Origin of the sequence: Rodentibacter myodis (assembly GCF_001999305.1) — a bacterium.
In the GTDB taxonomy this organism is placed as follows: domain Bacteria; phylum Pseudomonadota; class Gammaproteobacteria; order Enterobacterales; family Pasteurellaceae; genus Rodentibacter; species Rodentibacter myodis.
In genome coordinates this window covers 23,538-40,521 of the sequence record NZ_MLHQ01000001.1, presented here as the reverse complement: position 1 = coordinate 40,521, position 16,984 = coordinate 23,538, and the positions used below count along the sequence as shown (strand labels likewise).

The window sequence follows — 16,984 nt, the reverse complement described above, 5'->3', positions numbered from 1 at the left end:
CTCCAAATGATCTTACTTACTTACTTACTTGGCGTGAACGGCAAAAGCCATAACGAATAACAAAGTAAGGAAAAGCAATGAATATAGAAAAATTTACCACAAAATTTCAACAAGCTTTGAGCGAAGCCCAATCCCTCGCCCTTGGCAAAGATAATCAATTTATTGAACCGGTGCATTTATTGACCGCACTTTTAAATCAACAAGACGGCTCAATCGCCCCAATTTTAACTGCCGGTGGAGTAAATGTTGCGCTGTTGCGTAATGAATTAAACAATGAACTGAACAAATTACCACAGGTTTCCGGCAATGGCGGCGATGTGCAACTTTCCCGTCAGTTGGTTAACTTATTGAACTTATGCGATAAACTCGCCCAACAAAAACAAGATAAATTTATTTCAAGCGAATTATTTTTGCTTGCGGCATTGGAAGAACGTGGCACGTTAAACGATGTGTTAACCAAATGCGGTGCGAAAAAAGCACAAATTGAGCAGGCAATTCAACATATTCGAGGAGGACAAAACGTGAACGATCAAAATGCAGAAGAAAGCAGACAAGCCCTTGAAAAATATACCATTGATTTAACCGCGCGCGCCGAAAATGGAAAACTTGATCCGGTTATCGGACGTGATGAAGAAATCCGCCGAGCCATTCAGGTTTTACAACGCCGTACGAAAAACAATCCGGTGCTGATTGGTGAACCGGGTGTCGGGAAAACCGCCATTGTGGAAGGTTTGGCTCAACGTATTGTAAATGGCGAAGTGCCGGAAGGATTGAAAAATAAACGGGTGCTTTCTTTGGATATGGGGGCATTAATTGCCGGTGCAAAATATCGTGGTGAATTTGAAGAACGCTTGAAAGCGGTATTAAATGAACTGGCGAAAGAAGAAGGTCGTGTGATTTTATTCATTGATGAAATTCACACAATGGTAGGCGCAGGCAAAACCGATGGTGCAATGGATGCCGGCAATTTATTAAAACCAAGTTTGGCACGTGGTGAATTGCACTGCGTGGGGGCAACCACGCTTGATGAATATCGTCAATATATTGAAAAAGACGCCGCACTTGAACGCCGTTTCCAAAAAGTCTTTGTGGATGAACCAAGCGTGGAAGATACCATTGCGATTTTGCGTGGTTTAAAAGAGCGTTATGAAATTCATCACCACGTTGATATTACCGATCCGGCGATTGTGGCGGCTGCAACGCTTTCCCATCGTTATATTTCCGATCGTCAATTACCGGATAAAGCAATTGACTTAATTGATGAGGCTGCGTCCAGCATTCGGATGGAAATTGATTCCAAACCAGAGCCGCTCGATCGTCTTGAACGCCGTATTATCCAATTAAAATTGGAACAACAGGCACTCAAAAAAGAAGAAGACGAAGCAAGCCGCAAACGTTTGGAAATGTTAGAAAAAGAGCTTTCCGACAAAGAACGGGAATATGCGGAATTAGAAGAAGTATGGAAATCGGAAAAAGCCGCCCTTTCCGGCTCGCAACATATTAAACAGGAACTGGATGCGGCGAAAACCGAAATGGAACAAGCCCGCAGAGCCGGTGATTTGAATAAAATGTCTGAATTGCAATACGGTCGCATTCCTGAATTGGAAAAACAACTTGCCCAAGCGGAAACCAGTGAAGGCAAAGAAATGACCTTATTGCGCTATCGTGTAACCGATGAAGAAATTGCCGAAGTACTTTCTAAAGCCACGGGCATTCCGGTTTCCAAAATGATGGAAGGCGAAAAAGAAAAATTGTTACGAATGGAAGAAGAATTGCACAAACGTGTGATTGGTCAGAATGAAGCGGTTGATGCGGTAGCAAATGCCATTCGCCGTAGTCGTGCAGGGCTTTCCGATCCAAACCGTCCGATTGGTTCTTTCTTATTCCTTGGGCCAACCGGTGTGGGGAAAACAGAATTGTGCAAAACTTTGGCGAAATTCTTGTTCGACAGTGAAGATGCAATGGTGCGTATTGATATGTCGGAATTTATGGAAAAACACAGCGTTTCCCGTCTTGTGGGTGCGCCTCCGGGCTATGTGGGCTATGAAGAAGGGGGATATTTAACCGAAGCCGTTCGCCGCCGACCTTATTCCGTCATTTTGCTAGATGAAGTGGAAAAAGCCCACGCCGATGTGTTCAATATTTTATTACAAGTATTGGATGACGGTCGTTTGACGGATGGTCAAGGCAGAACCGTGGATTTCCGCAATACCGTGGTGATTATGACCTCTAACTTGGGTTCACATTTAATCCAAGAACATCAAAGCAACAGTTATGATGAAATGAAAGAAATGGTGATGTCGGTAGTAAGCCAACATTTCCGCCCGGAATTTATCAACCGTATTGATGAAACCGTGGTATTCCATCCACTCGCCAAAGAAAATATTCGCGCCATTGCAAGCATTCAACTGGCTCGCTTGGCAAAACGTATGGAAACCCGTGGTTATGAAATCGTATTCAGCGAAGCCTTAATCGATTTCATCGGCGAAGTCGGCTATGACCCAATTTATGGCGCACGTCCGTTAAAACGGACAATTCAACAGGAAATCGAAAATCCGTTGGCACAACAAATTCTTTCCGGAAAATTACTGCCAAGCAGTGTGGTAACGGTAGATTATGTGGAAGGAAATGTGATTGCCAAACAATAGATTGGCTTAACATTTAAAGAAGAAAGTGCGGTTAAATTTAACCGCACTTTTTTATAGCCGAATATTGCGATTACGCATTTTTATCATCAATTAATACGCTTTCTAAGGCAATTTCAATCATTTCATTAAAGGTTAATTGACGTTCTTCCGGACTGGTTTGTTCGTGGGTGCGAATATGGTCGGAAACGGTACAGATCGTCAAGGCACGTGCGCCAAATTCAGCGGCAACGCCATAAATACCGGCGGCTTCCATTTCCACGCCAAGAATGCCGTATTTTTCCATTACATCAAACATTTCTACATCCGGAGTGTAGAATAAATCGGCAGAGAAAAGGTTACCCACTTTTACGTTGATACCTTTTTGTTTTGCCGCTTCAACCGCTGCACCGGTTAATCCAAAATCAGCGATTGCGGCAAAATCGTTGTCTTTAAAACGAATGCGGTTTACTTTGGAATCGGTACAAGCACCTAAGCCGATCACCACATCACGCAGTTTTACGTCCATTCTCACCGCACCGCAAGAACCCACGCGGATAATTTTTTTCACGCCATATTCAGTGATTAATTCTTTGGTATAAATTGAGCAAGACGGAATCCCCATTCCGTGTCCCATTACTGAGATTTTACGTCCTTTGTAAGTACCGGTGAAACCAAGCATATTACGTACATTAGTCACTTCTTTCACATCTTCCAAGAAGGTTTCGGCGATATATTTTGCGCGAAGCGGATCACCCGGCATTAATACGGTATCGGCAAATGCACCTTCAGGCGCGTTAATATGTGGAGTCATTATATTTACCTCTTTTGATTGATTTAAAATAAACGCACCACGTGTAACCGTGGTGCAAAAATAGCTTGGAAATTGACCGCACTTTTAAAGCACTGCGCCACTTAATCCAATGAAAAGACCGGCAATCGTTGCACTCATCAAATTGGCAAGTGTGCCTGCCACTATGGCTCGCAAACCTAAACGGGCAATATCGCTGCGGCGATTTGGTGCCATACCGCCTAAACCGCCAATTAAGATAGCGATAGAGCTGAAATTGGCGAAACCGCAAAGTGCGAAGGTAATAATCGCTTTGGTTTTTTCGGTTAACACAACAGCGGAATCCGGTTGCAGATATTTAGCAAATTCAAGATAACCAACAAACTCGTTTACCGCCAATTTCATCCCAATCATTTGACCTGCAATACCAGATTCTTCCCAAGAAACACCGATTAAATAAGCAAGCGGTTTGAAAACCCAACCAAAGATAGATTGCAAGGTTAAATCACTATAATCAAACCAACCACCGATACCGCCTAAAATACCGTTAATTAATGCGATTAATGCCACAAAGGCAATAAGCATTGCGCCCACGTTTAATGCCAATTGCATACCGGAACTTGCACCGGTTGCCATCGCTTCTAATACATTAGAAGGTTTTTCGGCATCATCGGCTTCAGGTTGGCTATCAATGAATTGTTGTGTTTGAGGATAAAGAATTTTGGCAAATAATAAGCCTGCCGGTGCCGCCATAAATGAGGCGGCAATTAAGTAAGTCAATGGCACACCCATTCCGGCATAGCCTGCCATTACAGAGCCTGCAATCGATGCCGTACCGCCCACCATAATGGCGAAAAGTTCGGATTCCGTCATACGGCTCACGTAAGGTTTTACCACCAAGGGGGCTTCTGTTTGTCCCACGAAAATATTTGCCGCCGCAGACATCGATTCGGCTTTTGATGTGCCTAATACTTTTTGCAATGCGCCACCAATGATTCTAATCACCACTTGCATAATGCCTAAATAGTAAAGCACTGAAATCAAACCAGAGAAGAAAACGATGATAGGAAGGACTTTTACCGCAAAAATAAAACCGGCATTGCTCGGATCGGCAAGTCCACCGAAGACGAAATTAATCCCCTCGTTCCCGTAAGCGATGACATTTGCCACCGCATCAGCCGTTGCGCCTAATGCTTTTTGTCCTGTCGGTACATATAAAATAAGGGCGGCAAATCCAATTTGGATTGCAAACGCCCCTAATACGGTTCGCCAGTTAATCGCACGGCGATTATTTGACAGTAAAAATGCAATGGCAATCAGCACTGCCATACCCAAAATGCTCATTAAAACACCCATATCATTACACCTCAACATCGTTAAAGATAAAAATCGGCGTCATTCTACTGGTTTTTTATGAAATTGTGTGAACTTTTTCTTAAAAAAGTAATACAACGGTCGAATAAATTATCAATATGTGATCTAAACCACATTTTTTCTGGGGAATAAGCGAACAACGGCATAATATCGGGAAGGCTTATCAATTTTCCTTGTTTTATGGGGAGATCATTTCAACGAAAGTGCGGTCAGTTTTTCCTTTGTTTTAACTAAGGGGAAAGACGTTCACGAATCCACTTATTATTTTCAACTCGATAACGAATACGATCGTGTAAACGACTTGGGCGACCTTGCCAAAATTCCACGCAATCTGGTATCACCACATAGCCTCCCCAATGTTCGGGACGTGGCACGTTGATTGGATGTTTGGCTGCGATCATTGCCGCTTTCGCCAATAAAGATTTATAGCCGGAAATGACCGCACTTTGTTCACTCGCCCAAGCACCAATACGGCTGGTATAAGGACGAGAGGCAAAATAGGCATCGGATTGCTCCGCCGGAATTTTTACGGCTTTGCCCTCAATTCGCACTTGACGTTCCAATTCTGCCCAAAAGAAGGTGAGGGCAACATAGGAATTGTTCTTAATGGCGCGCCCTTTGTGGCTGTGGTAATTGGTGAAAAATACAAAACCCTGTTCATTCACTTCCTTTAATAGCACCATTCGACTACTTGGTCTGCCGTTTTCATCGACAGTGGCGATATTCATTGCTGTCGGTTCATTTACTTGAGCGGTAATGGCTTCCTGCATCCATTGTTCAAATTGTGAAAGGGGATTTTCGTGACAGTCTTGCTGTGAGAGTACCCGCTTACGATATTCTTCCCGAATATTATGTAAATCCATTTTGCCTTCCTTTAAAAAATAAAAGCCCTTGATAAACAAGGGCTTGAATCGCATTAATTATTTTTCATCAACACTCACGCCATAAAAGGCATCATAACCGAATGGGCTTTGAACATAACCTTTCACGCGTGGGCTAAGTGGTGCAAAACCAACAGAATGGGCAACCGGAATCCACGGTGCTTGATCGTGTGCAATCACTTGAGCTTGTTTATAAAGTGCCGCACGTTCTTCTTTGTTGGTTAATCCCAAGGCTTTTTCTAATAACGCATCAAATTGTGGATTTTTGAAGCGGGCAAAATTAGAATTGCCGGCATTGGCACTTGCTAACAATGGAGAGAGGAAGTTATCCGGATCACCGTTATCGCCCGACCAGCCGAAAATCCCTGCAGTTAATTCCCCTGCTTTAGCCCGTTTTTGATAATCCGCCCATTCATAGGTAACCGGATTGGCTTTTACGCCCACTTTCGCCCAATCAGCCATCACAAGTTCAGCCATACGTTTTGGATTTGGATTGGAAGCACGTACAACCGGTTGAATCCAGAAATCCGTTTCAAAACCGTTCGGATAACCGGCTTCCGCTAAAAGCTGTTTCGCTTTTTCAGGATCATACGGATATTCTTGAATTTCATCGTTATAGCTCCAAATTGTTGGTGGCAATGGGTTTTTCGCCGGTGTGCCTGCTCCTTGGTAAACCGCCTCAATAATCGCTTTTTTATCTACTGCATAGTTCAATGCTTGGCGAACTTTCACATTATCAAATGGGGCTTTTTCCGTGTTAAAGGCGATGTATGCCACATTCAAGCCTTTTTGTTCTAAGAGTTGTACCTTCGGATCAGTTTTCATTTTGGCAAGATCCGCCACATTCGGGAACAGGATTAAATCACAGGTGCCTGCTTGTAATTTGGCATAACGGGTGGTGGCATCCGGCACAATGCTGATGACTAAACGATCAAGCGGTGTGCGACCTTTCCAGTAATTTTCATTCGCCACATATTGAGCGGCTTGGTCGGTTTTGTAATCCACAAAAATGAAAGGCCCTGTTCCCACCGGACGATTATCAATGGTTTCCGGTTTGCCGGCTTTTAACATTGCATCGGCATATTCGGCAGAATAGATAGAAATAAAGTCCATACCAAGGCTTGCTAAAAATGTTGCGTCTTTGCGGTTTAAGGTAATGCGGACGGTGTTGTCATCCACTTTTTCCACCGATTTTAATAAATCAGGGAATTTCATCGCTTTGAAATACGGATAGGTTCCTTTTGAAACATTGTGATAAGGATGATTCGGATCTAACTGACGTTGGAATGAGAATAAAACATCATCCGCATTAAAATCACGGCTTGGGGTAAATTCTTTGGTGGTATGGAATTTTACGCCTTTACGCAAATGGAAAGTATAAGTTAAGCCATCATCGCTAATATCCCAGCTTTCTGCCAACGCAGGCTCAATATCGGTAGAGCCTTTTTTAAATTCAACCAAACGGTTATACACCTGTTGAGAGCTGGCATTATAAGAGGTGCCTTCCATCACAAGGGCAGGGCTAAAACCTAAAGGGGCTTTTGCCGTGCAGTAAACGAAGGTTTTATTTGATGAGGATGAACCTGCCGCTTGGGTATTTTTATCGCCGGAAGCGGATTGATCGCAGGCGGCTAAAAATAATGTTGCTGCCGCAAGGGTTAGGGTGGTTTTTAATTTCATTTTTGCTCCTTATTACGTAAAAATAGGCTTAACCCATTAAGTTAGAAATGCTTTCTAAGATATAAGCAAATCCGTTTTTCCTAAAATAAAAAAATCGTCTTGATTATAACAAATTGATCTAAGATTTTTTCCGCAAATGATCACCATCGGTTTGGTGTAAATAGAAAAGTGACCAAATCAACGCTATCGCAAACAATGATGAAGTTAAAAAGGTATAACTAAATGCCTGCTGTAACAAGGCTTCATCATTGCCTAAATATTGACGATATAAATTCAAAATAATGGAAGACACCGCAATCCCAAAGCCAATTCCCACTTGTTGGATAATGCTTAATACGGTTGCACCCGCTCCGGCTTGCTGTTGGGACAGATCGCCCACCGTGAGCGTATTCACGGCGGTAAAAATCATCGACATACAAGCACCATACCACATCAAATTACACACAATCCAAGCGATAGCGGTTTGCCGATTTAACCACGCCATCGAAATAATCGCCCCCACCATTAATAATGAAGAAAAAATCAAGGTTTGTTTATAGCCGAATTTATTCAGGATTTTCCCAATAAAGGTTTTGAAAATAAGCGACATAAATGCGATGGGTGCTAATAACCAACCGGACATTTCCGCACTAAAGCCAAAGGAAAGCTGAAACATCAACGGCAATAAAAATGGAATGCCGGAGCTGGATAAACGAATAAATAAGTTAGCAATCATCCCTAAACGAAAGGTTCGCGTGTGGAATAAGGAAAGGGGTAAAATCGCACGTTTATTCCCTTTGGCATAGAAGCAATATACGATTAACAAGGCGATACCGGTCGCGATTGAACCATAGGTGAGCGGTGCATTAGGTTGATTTTCACTGAGTAAATCAAGCCCAAGCGTGACTCCGACCAAACCAAGGGCAAAAAGTAAAAAACCGATCCAATCAAGTTTTTCCGCTTTGCCTTTGATATTGTTCATCACAATACCTGCTGCCCAAATGCCTAACATTCCAATGGGAATATTAATTAAAAAAATCCAATGCCAACTGGTGTGTATCACTAACCAACCGCCAAGAATTGGCCCAAGAATCGGGCCGATTAAGCCTGCTGTTGCCATTAAATTCCAAGCATTGAGCAATTGATTTTTAGGGACAGATTGAATAATGGCAAGGCGTGCCACCGGCATCATAAATGCACCGCCGATTCCTTGTAAAATACGAGCCAGAATTAAACTTTCTAAATTAGGTGAAACAGCACAAGCAACCGAGCCTAATACAAAAGTAAACACCGAAGTACGAAAAACCGTTAATGTGCCAAATTTTGCCGCCGCCCACGCCGTAAGCGGAATAAATAACGCCACGGCTAAAGAATAAGCAATAATCGCCATTTCCATTTCAAACGCCGGCTTGTGTAAATCTACGGAAATTGCCGGTAAGGCGGTATTTAAAATCGTTGAATCAAGCCCTTGCATAAAAAATGCCATTGCGGCAACCCAAGCCAAACCTTGATAATTTCGGTTTTCGGTCATTTTGTTTTGATTGTGTTGTGCCATTTCAATAAAAATTGTTCAATAAAATCGGCAATTTGCGGAATATGATTAATATCCAACAAAGTGCGGTCGGTTTCAAGGGAATAATTGGTTGCGATTGCCAAGACATTTTCATCAATTTCCGGCAATGGCTTTGGCATTTCTTGACGATGTAAAAGAATTTTAGGGATCGGTTCCTGTTTAAATCCCTCCACCAACACCAAATCCGTTAATTGAGGATCAAACTGCTGCGCCAAATAATTCAGTGAGGTAGGCTCAAGGGTTTCAGTCATCATCGCCCAGCGATCATCGCAGGCTAAAATCACTTGTGCCGAACCGGCTTCTTTCATCCGCCAGCTATCTTTACCTGCTTTATCCACCTGCGTATTATGATGGCTATGTTTGATCACCGAAATCCGAATCCCGCGTGAAATAAGCTCAGGAAGCAATTTTTCCAGCAGTGTTGTTTTGCCGCTACCGCTATAACCGGTAATGCCAAGTAAAGGAACTGGCGTGTTCATAAAAATCACCTTAAATTGACCGCACTTTTTATGTTTGAAAAAGTAAAACCCCCGAAAACTCGGGGGCTATGTTTAATTTATTAAGAATTTTTTGCTGCATAATTTGCAAAAATAAGACCAGCAATGCCAATTGCCGCAATCAAACCAAGACCAATCGTAAACCACATATTATTTATCCTCAGCTAACTAACTAAAAATACGCACCATTACTAAATTAAGAATTTTTTGCCGCATAGTTGGCAAAAATAAAAGCGGCAATGGAAAGAACAGCTACAATGCCAAGACCAATTGTAAGCCACATATTATTTTTTCTCCGATAGTTGACGAAAGATACGCCCCATAGCTAAAAAGACATAAACAATAACAAGTAAAGCACCAATATTTAAGACTTTAAAAGAAGGAAATTGCTCGCCGTAGAGTATCACAGGCATTCCCGGAATAGCAACTTTTGCCACATAGCCTAGAGTTTAGGATAACACTCGCAATAACACCGGTTGAAATTCGGTTTGTTGGTCTAATTTTTGTGTATAGTTTTTTACGAAAAAGAAAGAAAAGAGCGTTAACAAAAAAATTAAGGTTGCCCGAATGATTTCATTTTGACTGATATAATCGGAAATCAATGTTGAGATCAGGAGTGTCATTAACGGCACAATATACATCAATAAAGCGGAAAGGAGCATTGATTTTTCTTTTAAACCAATTTCAACGATTTGACCTTCACGCAACGGCATTAGGCTTTCCACCTTGAAAATATGTTCTCCCCGTTTGCCGTTGAGTTCTGACAGAGAGGAAGTCCCACAGCTATTTTTTGCCGCGCATTGCCCGCAAGCACTTTGCGATTGGCATTTTACTTTTGCAATACCGTTTTCATAACCGATAACGACCGCACTTTCTTTTAACATTCGGCTTCTCCCCGATAAATATCAAAGCGATGATTTTTGGTTTCCCGACTAAAGTGCGGTTGTTTTTGGCAAAGAAATTCCGCATAGTCGGGGCGTTTTACCACCACTCGTTTAGCTGCCAGTTGCAAGGCGGGAGCAAGCAATTCATCGGCATCCAAATCCGCCCCAACCAAATGTTGAAATACCCGCATTTCCTTTTTCACTAAGGCGGATTTTTGCTTATGGGGATACATCGGATCAAGATACACCACATCCGCAAAGTCTGTTTTAGGGTTCAATTCATTAATATGATTTACCGCGAGTAAACGCAAATTTTGTTGCAACATTGCACCAATTTCTTCATCCAAATAGGCACGATGTAAACCGTCCTGTAATAACAGGCGAACAACGGGATGACGTTCCACCAAACAAACCCGACAACCAATGCTTGCCAGCACAAAGGCATCACGCCCCAATCCTGCGGTTGCATCAATCACGCGGGGCAGTTCGTTGCCTTTTACGCCTACCGCCTTGGCGATCGCCTCCCCCCGACCACCACCAAATTTACGGCGATGAGCCATTGCGCCACCGACAAAATCCACATACACCGCCCCTAGTTTGGGTTCATCAAGTTTACGCAATTCTAAACGATCGTCCGTTTGCACTAAGGCAAGGGGGCTTTCCGCACAATGCACAATGCCAAGGGGTTCACAAAGTGCGCTCAAATCTGTCCACGTTTTTTGTGAAGATTCGGAAATCAGGCAGATTTTTACTTGCGAATCAGCCATACGCCGCTTTCCATATGATCTGTGTAAGGGAATTGATCGAACAATGCCGCTTTTTCAATACGATGGGTTTTCGTAAGAGCGATCAAGTTATCGCACAATGTATGAGGATTGCAGGAAATATACAAAATGCGATCATAATTTTGCACCAATTTCACCGTATCGGGATCAAGCCCTGCACGAGGCGGATCAACAAAAATGGTATTGCATTGGTAAGATGTTAAATCAATGCCTTTCAAACGATTAAATTCACGCACGCCATTCATTGCTTGAGTAAATTCTTCCGCCGACATTCGGATAATTTGTAAATTATCCACCCCATTTTCGGCGATATTAAATTGCGCCGCCGCCACGGAAGGTTTGGCAATTTCGGTTGCCAACACTTTACGGAAATTTTGTGCCAAGGCGATCGAAAAATTGCCGTTGCCACAATAGAGTTCCAATAAATCCCCTACGCTGTTTTTGGTGCAATCCACCGCCCATTCCAACATTTTACAATTCACCTCCGCATTCGGCTGAGTGAAGCTATTTTCCACTTGGCGATATACATAATCACGCCCTGCCACGGGCAGGATTTCATCCACATAATCTTGATCCAAACAGATCTTTTGTTTGCTCGCCCGACCAATCAGTTGCACGTCAAAGCCTTGTTCAATCAGTTGATTTTTTAAGGCTTGCGCCGCACTTTGCCATTCTGCCGAAAGGGCTTTGTGATAGAGCAGGCTCACAATAATTTTGTTGCTTAATGTGCTGAGATAATCGATTTGAAATAATTTCTTGTGCAAAATGTCTTGTTCTTTTAGTAAAGGCAACAAGACTTTCATCATTCGATTTATCAGTTCGCTTGCGATAGGAAATTCATCGACACGGTAGCGTTGGCGTGTCTTTTGATCGAACATAATATGATAAAAATCGCCTTGCTCGTGCCAAATACGAAATTCCGCCCGCATACGATAATGGGCGGTTGGCGAATCAAAAACCTGAATGTCCGGTGCATTAAAGGGACGCAAAAGTGCGGTCAATTTTTCCTGTTTTTTTTGTAAAAGTTCGCAGTATTGGGAAATGGGTAATCGCATTTGCACTGTATTTGAATTGTCAATATTGGTTATTTTTTCCCTTCATTTTGCAGAAATAGGCATTGCAAGCAGAGGGAAGGAAGATAAAACAAAAGGCAGACTTCCGCCTGCCTTGATGATGGGGTCTTATTCGCCGGAATAATCTTCACCGCCGGAGGCTGCCTCGGTTACATCACCCGATAAGGTGTAAACACGTTTGGTGGTGTTGATACGGGTACGATATTTATTCCACGTTTTTTCAAAAAAAGTCTCCGGTGTTCTTTCTCCACGACAGAATGCAACAAATTCTTTTTCTTCCTTTGTTACCGGTTTACGTTCGCCCAAATCTAAGGCTTTGAACGCTTGACCATATTGTTCAAGCACTTGTGATTCTTTAATGGTGTAATCACCGTGACGTGAAAATCCGCGCGGATAGTTTTTGTCGTCAAAAAAACGACGGGTAACACTGAAACTTGCAGCCATAATCATCTCTCTTTTTTCATTTAGTAAAAACGGCGGGCATTAAACCAATTTTTCGTTATTTTTGCAATAAACCTTTTACGGTTTCCACATAATCCTTCACGAAATCATCGTAATTCAAGCCTTCCGGATTCACACGGAATTTGCCATTGACATAAAAATCCGGCACGCCACGCACATTGAATTGATCGGCAGCATTCACTTGTTTTTTCACCAAGCCATTCACGGCAAAGCTATTAATGCCACCGTCAAATTGTTCGGCGGTAATGCCGTTTTCTAAGAAAATCGCACGAATATCATCCATTGATTTCAAACTATTTTTTTGTGCGGCTTCAAATAATGGGGCTTTGACTTTGCTTTCCGCACCTAATGCCATTGCCAATGCCCAAGCACGGGTTAAATTTTCTGATTGACCGCCTAAGAAATTGACGTGATATTGTTTAAACGAAACCTCTTTAGGTAAACTTTCTTCCACCTGTTGTGGAATTTTGTATTCCATTTCAAAGGCATAACAATGCGGACAATAGAAAGAGAAAAATTCAATCACTTCTTGTTGCGGCACTGCCTGTTGGCTCACTTGGATATATTGTTTACCTTCTTGCAAATCTACGGCAAAAGCGTTGACAGAAATGAAAGCCCCTAATGCCAATAAAAATTTTTTCATTTGATCTCCTTATTTGATAATGCCACGCGCTTTTAAGATCGCTGTTTTAAAATCGTCTTCGTAGTCTTTTTTGATCCCCGGAATCGGTTCGTGCTTATCCGTACCATCCATTTTTAACTGATAAATAATCACTTCATCGGTTAATTCCGTTAAAGGCTTGTCGAAGCCGGATTCCTCCGCAATTTTTTGTAAAATTTGCATTAGACTCAAATCGGGTGCTTTAGACCAATAGGGTTGTAAAAGTTCCAATACTTCGTTTAAACGCTTGCATTTCATTGCTATTTCCTTTTCTATGTAGAAAAATAAGGCTGGATCATACTTGAAATAGAGAGAGAAGAAAATATGACAATCACAATAAGTGCGGTTATTTTAGCCGGTGGAAAAGCACGCCGAATGGAAGGACGGGACAAAGGTTTGCAAGTTTTAAACGGAAAGCCTTTGATTCAGTATGTGATTGAAAATTTACAAGGGCAAATTCAGGCGATTTCCATTAATGCCAACCGACATCATAATGACTATGCCAAATTCGGTTTTCCCGTGTTTGCCGATGAATTGCCTGATTTTCAAGGGCCATTAAGCGGAATGTTGACAGCGTTGGAACGGGCGAATTCCGATTTTGTCCTATTTGTGCCTTGTGATAGTCCTTTCTTTCCTCAAAATCTGCTCGAAAAACTCAAAAACCCTCTGAAAAATGACCGCACTTTAATTGCCTATGCGGTGGATGAACAACGTGAACATCCGACTTTTTGTTTAATGTCGGTATCATTAAAGGATAAATTGCGGCGTTACCTTGCCGGTGGAGAACGCCGACTACTGCAATTTATGCGGGAAAATGGCGGAATTGCCGTAAAATTTAATCAAAATGAAGGACAATTTTTAAATTTTAATACCTTGGCAGAGTTGCAATCGCATTACCTTAATCAAACCAAATAACACTTGCCATTCTGCCTGTTTTCCCTTCTCGGCGATAAGAAAAAAACAACGCTTTTTCATTAAAGGTGCAATGTTCTCCCCCAAAAATATGGGTGATACCCAGTTTATTGAGACGTTGCGTGGCGAGTTGATAAAGATTGCCAAGGTATTTTTTCTCTTGTGAAGGATCGGCGTTAAACGCCGTTTCGGCGAGCGGATCAAACGCCATAAATTGTTCAACAACTTCTTTCCCCACTTGAAAGGCATTAGGGCCGATTGCAGGTCCTAACCACACCCAAATATCTTGTGGATTGGCTTGAAAGCATTTCACGGTTTCTTCCAAAATGCCATCGCACAATCCACGCCAACCTGCGTGCGCGGCGGCAACTTCATCGCCTTGTTTGGTGGTGAAAAGCACCGGCAAACAATCGGCGGTCATCACGGCACACACTTGATTTCGTTGATTAGCGTAAACCGCATCCGCTTCAATATTATTTCCACCATAAGGCAAGCGAATAACGCGTGTGCTATGCGTTTGGTTCAAAAATAAAGGGGATTGTGGCAGATTGAATTTTTCCACCAATAAAGTGCGGTTGGTTTTGACCGCACTTTTTTCATCGCCCACGTGATCGCCTAAATTAAAACTATCAAAAGGGGCAAGGCTTACACCACCTGTGCGGGTGGTGGTGAAGGCGTGGATATTTGCCGCAACCGGCCAGTGAGGGAAGATCGCATTCATTTTAGTAGTCCAATTCCTCTTTGTGTTCAATATAGTCGGCTTTTAAAGCTTCAAGTAATTGGACAAAATCATCCGGCAGGGGCGCATACCATTCCATCATTTCCCCCGTGATGGGATGTGCCAAGCGTAACATCACCGCGTGCAAGGCTTGGCGTTTGAAATTGCGTAGCACTGCCATAAAGTTTTCACTTGCATTTTTAGGTGGGCGGGGACGACCGCCGTAGGTTTGATCGCCCAATAGCGGATGGGCAATATGTGCCATATGAACACGAATTTGGTGCGTTCTCCCGGTTTCTAAACGCAAACGTAGGCGGGTGTAATTGCGATAATTTTCCATAATGCGGTAGTGCGTTACGGCAGGTTTTCCCATTGGGTGTACCGCCATTAGCGTGCGTTTCGTTGCGTGGCGTGCCATTGGCTGATCCACTGTGCCGCCTTTTGTCATAATGCCGGAAGCAACGGCTTCATATTCCCGTGTAATTTTACGTTTTTGCAAATCCCGCACCAATTTGGTTTGAGCCGGAATGGTTTTGGCAACCACCATTAATCCGGTGGTGTCTTTATCCAAACGATGAACAATACCGGCACGGGGAACTTCCGCAATGGGTGGGTAATGATAAAGCAACGCATTAAGCACGGTGCCGTTAGGATTGCCTGCGCCGGGGTGAACCACGAGATCTTTAGGTTTATTAATCACAATAATATGGTCGTCTTCATACACAATATTGAGTGGGATATTCTCCGCTTCAAAACGGGTTTCATCTTCGACTTCCACCACAATCTCAATTTGCTCCCCCCCCAGCACTTTTTCACGCGGAATATTGGCAAGACGATCATTCATTTTCACCCGATCTGCTTCAATCCAAGTTTTTAGGCGGGAACGGGAATATTCAGGGAACAACTCGGCGAGGGTTTGGTCTAAACGCTGTCCCATTTGGCTGGGCAGAACTTCAGCGGAAAGGGTAATTTGCGGCATAAAAAATTTATCTCAATAGGTTTAAAAAGTTGGCTTATTCAGCAATGTTCTATAAAATGTGGGCTAATTGTATCTTATTTATTGGTTTTCGTAAAAATTAAGGAAAAAACAATGCGTAAAATGAAATCATTGGTATTGCTTGCATTGACGGCATTTGCAGTCGGTTGTTCAAGCGGTAATAAGGCGGTGGAGCAAGCCTCTGTTGATGAACTTTATAATAAAGGGGCTACTTCATTGCAAGAAGGCGGCTATGCCGATGCCATTCGTTATCTAACAGCGGCAACCGAACGTTTTCCGGGGAGTGTTTATCAAGAACAGGCAATGTTGGATTTAATCTATGCGTATTATAAATCGCAAGATTATACGGCAGTGTTGGTAACGGTAGATAGCTTTTTAAATCAGTTCCCACAAAGTACGAATCGTGATTACGCCGTGTATATGGCAGGTTTAACCAATGCGGCAACGGCAGACAATGCGATTCAAGATTTCTTTGGTATTGATCGTGCAACCCGTGAAACCAAATCCTTAAAAACCGCTTTCTCTAACTTCCAAAGTTTAGTACGTGCCTTCCCAAATAGCCCTTATTCTCAAGATGCTTTGGCACGTATGGCGTATATTAAAGATTCTTTAGCCCGCCACGAATTAGACATTGTAAAATTCTACGCAAAACGCAATGCAGATGTGGCAGTTGCCAACCGTGTAGTGGGAATGTTGCAGTTATACCCTGATACGAAACCAACTTACGAAGCCCTTTTCTTTATGCGTGATGCTTATCAAAAAATGGGCTTAGAAACACTGGTAAATCAAACGCAACAAATCATTGATGCGAATAAAGACAAAAAATTTGCCGATGTGAAAAAACCGGAAGATTCAGAATTAATTCTACCGACCGCAAAATAAGAAGTTACGAAGAAAAACCCCGATATTAATCGGGGTTTTGTTTTATGTTTAAACTAACAGCAAATTTCTTGTACAACAAATTGCATTGCGTGGCGTTCAAATTGTTTTTGTTTGCGATGTTTTAATCGTCTTAAACGTAAGTTACGTGAAGCGGAAATATCTCGTGATTTTACTTTCTTTAAAAAGGTTTTGCGTTTTAACATTTTCATTTT

At 42.5% G+C, this 16,984-nt stretch carries 19 protein-coding genes; 3 read left to right on the top strand and 16 right to left on the bottom strand.

The features are described from left to right. The first annotated feature begins 77 nt into the window (after positions 1–77). Positions 78–2,648, top strand: a complete 2,571-nt coding sequence (gene clpB, locus BKL49_RS00165; RefSeq protein WP_077422631.1) for an ATP-dependent chaperone ClpB — start codon at positions 78–80, stop codon at positions 2,646–2,648. A gap of 70 nt (positions 2,649–2,718) precedes the next feature. Here clpB and deoD read toward each other — a convergent pair whose 3' ends face one another. The 13 genes from deoD to BKL49_RS00105 form a co-directional block, all read right to left on the bottom strand. Then, positions 2,719–3,438, bottom strand: coding sequence for a purine-nucleoside phosphorylase (deoD, locus tag BKL49_RS00160; protein WP_077422630.1), 720 nt, complete (start codon positions 3,436–3,438; stop codon positions 2,719–2,721). An 84-nt stretch (positions 3,439–3,522) separates the two neighbouring features. Continuing rightward, the gene (locus BKL49_RS00155; protein WP_077422629.1) at positions 3,523–4,770 is read right to left on the bottom strand and encodes a NupC/NupG family nucleoside CNT transporter; all 1,248 of its coding nucleotides are present in this window, start codon (positions 4,768–4,770) and stop codon (positions 3,523–3,525) included. A 248-nt stretch (positions 4,771–5,018) separates the two neighbouring features. Next, a complete protein-coding gene (pdxH, locus tag BKL49_RS00150) occupies positions 5,019–5,651 on the bottom strand; it encodes a pyridoxamine 5'-phosphate oxidase (protein WP_077422628.1) in 633 nt (210 codons plus the stop codon). Between the two features lie 57 nt (positions 5,652–5,708). After that, positions 5,709–7,349 (bottom strand): ABC transporter substrate-binding protein, encoded by a 1,641-nt coding sequence (locus tag BKL49_RS00145; RefSeq protein WP_077422627.1) that lies wholly within the window; start codon positions 7,347–7,349, stop codon positions 5,709–5,711. Positions 7,350–7,467: 118 nt separating this feature from the next. Next, positions 7,468–8,859 carry an MDR family MFS transporter gene (locus tag BKL49_RS00140; protein ID WP_077422765.1) on the bottom strand — a complete coding sequence of 464 codons (1,392 nt, stop codon included), beginning with the start codon at positions 8,857–8,859 and terminating at the stop codon, positions 7,468–7,470. After that, a complete protein-coding gene (gene mobB, locus BKL49_RS00135) occupies positions 8,856–9,380 on the bottom strand; it encodes a molybdopterin-guanine dinucleotide biosynthesis protein B (RefSeq protein ID WP_077422626.1) in 525 nt (174 codons plus the stop codon). Before mobB ends, BKL49_RS00140 begins: the two co-directional genes overlap by 4 nt. A gap of 302 nt (positions 9,381–9,682) precedes the next feature. Next, positions 9,683–9,835, bottom strand: coding sequence for a hypothetical protein (locus BKL49_RS12405; RefSeq protein ID WP_208607790.1), 153 nt, complete (start codon positions 9,833–9,835; stop codon positions 9,683–9,685). 12 nt (positions 9,836–9,847) lie between these two features. After that, a complete protein-coding gene (locus BKL49_RS00130) occupies positions 9,848–10,282 on the bottom strand; it encodes a SoxR reducing system RseC family protein (protein WP_077422625.1) in 435 nt (144 codons plus the stop codon). Then, positions 10,276–11,049 carry a class I SAM-dependent methyltransferase gene (locus tag BKL49_RS00125; RefSeq protein ID WP_077422624.1) on the bottom strand — a complete coding sequence of 258 codons (774 nt, stop codon included), beginning with the start codon at positions 11,047–11,049 and terminating at the stop codon, positions 10,276–10,278. Before BKL49_RS00125 ends, BKL49_RS00130 begins: the two co-directional genes overlap by 7 nt. Further along, complete coding sequence (trmA, locus tag BKL49_RS00120) at positions 11,031–12,122, bottom strand: tRNA (uridine(54)-C5)-methyltransferase TrmA (RefSeq protein WP_077422764.1); 1,092 nt, start codon at positions 12,120–12,122, stop codon at positions 11,031–11,033. The genes BKL49_RS00125 and trmA overlap by 19 nt, the downstream gene beginning before the upstream one ends. Before the next feature lie 126 nt (positions 12,123–12,248). Continuing rightward, on the bottom strand, positions 12,249–12,584 hold the full coding sequence (locus tag BKL49_RS00115) for a MaoP family protein (RefSeq protein ID WP_077422623.1): 336 nt from the start codon (positions 12,582–12,584) through the stop codon (positions 12,249–12,251). 55 nt (positions 12,585–12,639) lie between these two features. Then, complete coding sequence (gene dsbA / locus BKL49_RS00110) at positions 12,640–13,245, bottom strand: thiol:disulfide interchange protein DsbA (protein ID WP_077422622.1); 606 nt, start codon at positions 13,243–13,245, stop codon at positions 12,640–12,642. A gap of 9 nt (positions 13,246–13,254) precedes the next feature. After that, positions 13,255–13,521, bottom strand: coding sequence for a YihD family protein (locus BKL49_RS00105; RefSeq protein ID WP_077422621.1), 267 nt, complete (start codon positions 13,519–13,521; stop codon positions 13,255–13,257). Between the two features lie 66 nt (positions 13,522–13,587). Here BKL49_RS00105 and mobA point away from each other — a divergent pair, with 66 nt between their 5' ends. Then, positions 13,588–14,178 (top strand): molybdenum cofactor guanylyltransferase MobA, encoded by a 591-nt coding sequence (gene mobA / locus BKL49_RS00100; protein ID WP_077422620.1) that lies wholly within the window; start codon positions 13,588–13,590, stop codon positions 14,176–14,178. On the opposite strand, the gene pgeF is transcribed toward mobA, so the two are convergent. Next, positions 14,162–14,896 carry a peptidoglycan editing factor PgeF gene (pgeF, locus tag BKL49_RS00095; protein ID WP_077422619.1) on the bottom strand — a complete coding sequence of 245 codons (735 nt, stop codon included), beginning with the start codon at positions 14,894–14,896 and terminating at the stop codon, positions 14,162–14,164. The two genes, mobA and pgeF, sit on opposite strands and share 17 nt — an antisense overlap. Before the next feature lies 1 nt (position 14,897). Next, positions 14,898–15,872 carry a 23S rRNA pseudouridine(1911/1915/1917) synthase RluD gene (gene rluD / locus BKL49_RS00090; RefSeq protein WP_077422618.1) on the bottom strand — a complete coding sequence of 325 codons (975 nt, stop codon included), beginning with the start codon at positions 15,870–15,872 and terminating at the stop codon, positions 14,898–14,900. Positions 15,873–15,983: 111 nt separating this feature from the next. Between rluD and BKL49_RS00085 the strand changes: the two genes are divergently transcribed. Further along, the gene (locus tag BKL49_RS00085; RefSeq protein ID WP_077422617.1) at positions 15,984–16,772 is read left to right on the top strand and encodes an outer membrane protein assembly factor BamD; all 789 of its coding nucleotides are present in this window, start codon (positions 15,984–15,986) and stop codon (positions 16,770–16,772) included. Positions 16,773–16,825: 53 nt separating this feature from the next. Here BKL49_RS00085 and BKL49_RS12285 read toward each other — a convergent pair whose 3' ends face one another. Beyond that, positions 16,826–16,981 carry a hypothetical protein gene (locus BKL49_RS12285; RefSeq protein ID WP_158074778.1) on the bottom strand — a complete coding sequence of 52 codons (156 nt, stop codon included), beginning with the start codon at positions 16,979–16,981 and terminating at the stop codon, positions 16,826–16,828. Positions 16,982–16,984: the final 3 nt, after the last annotated feature.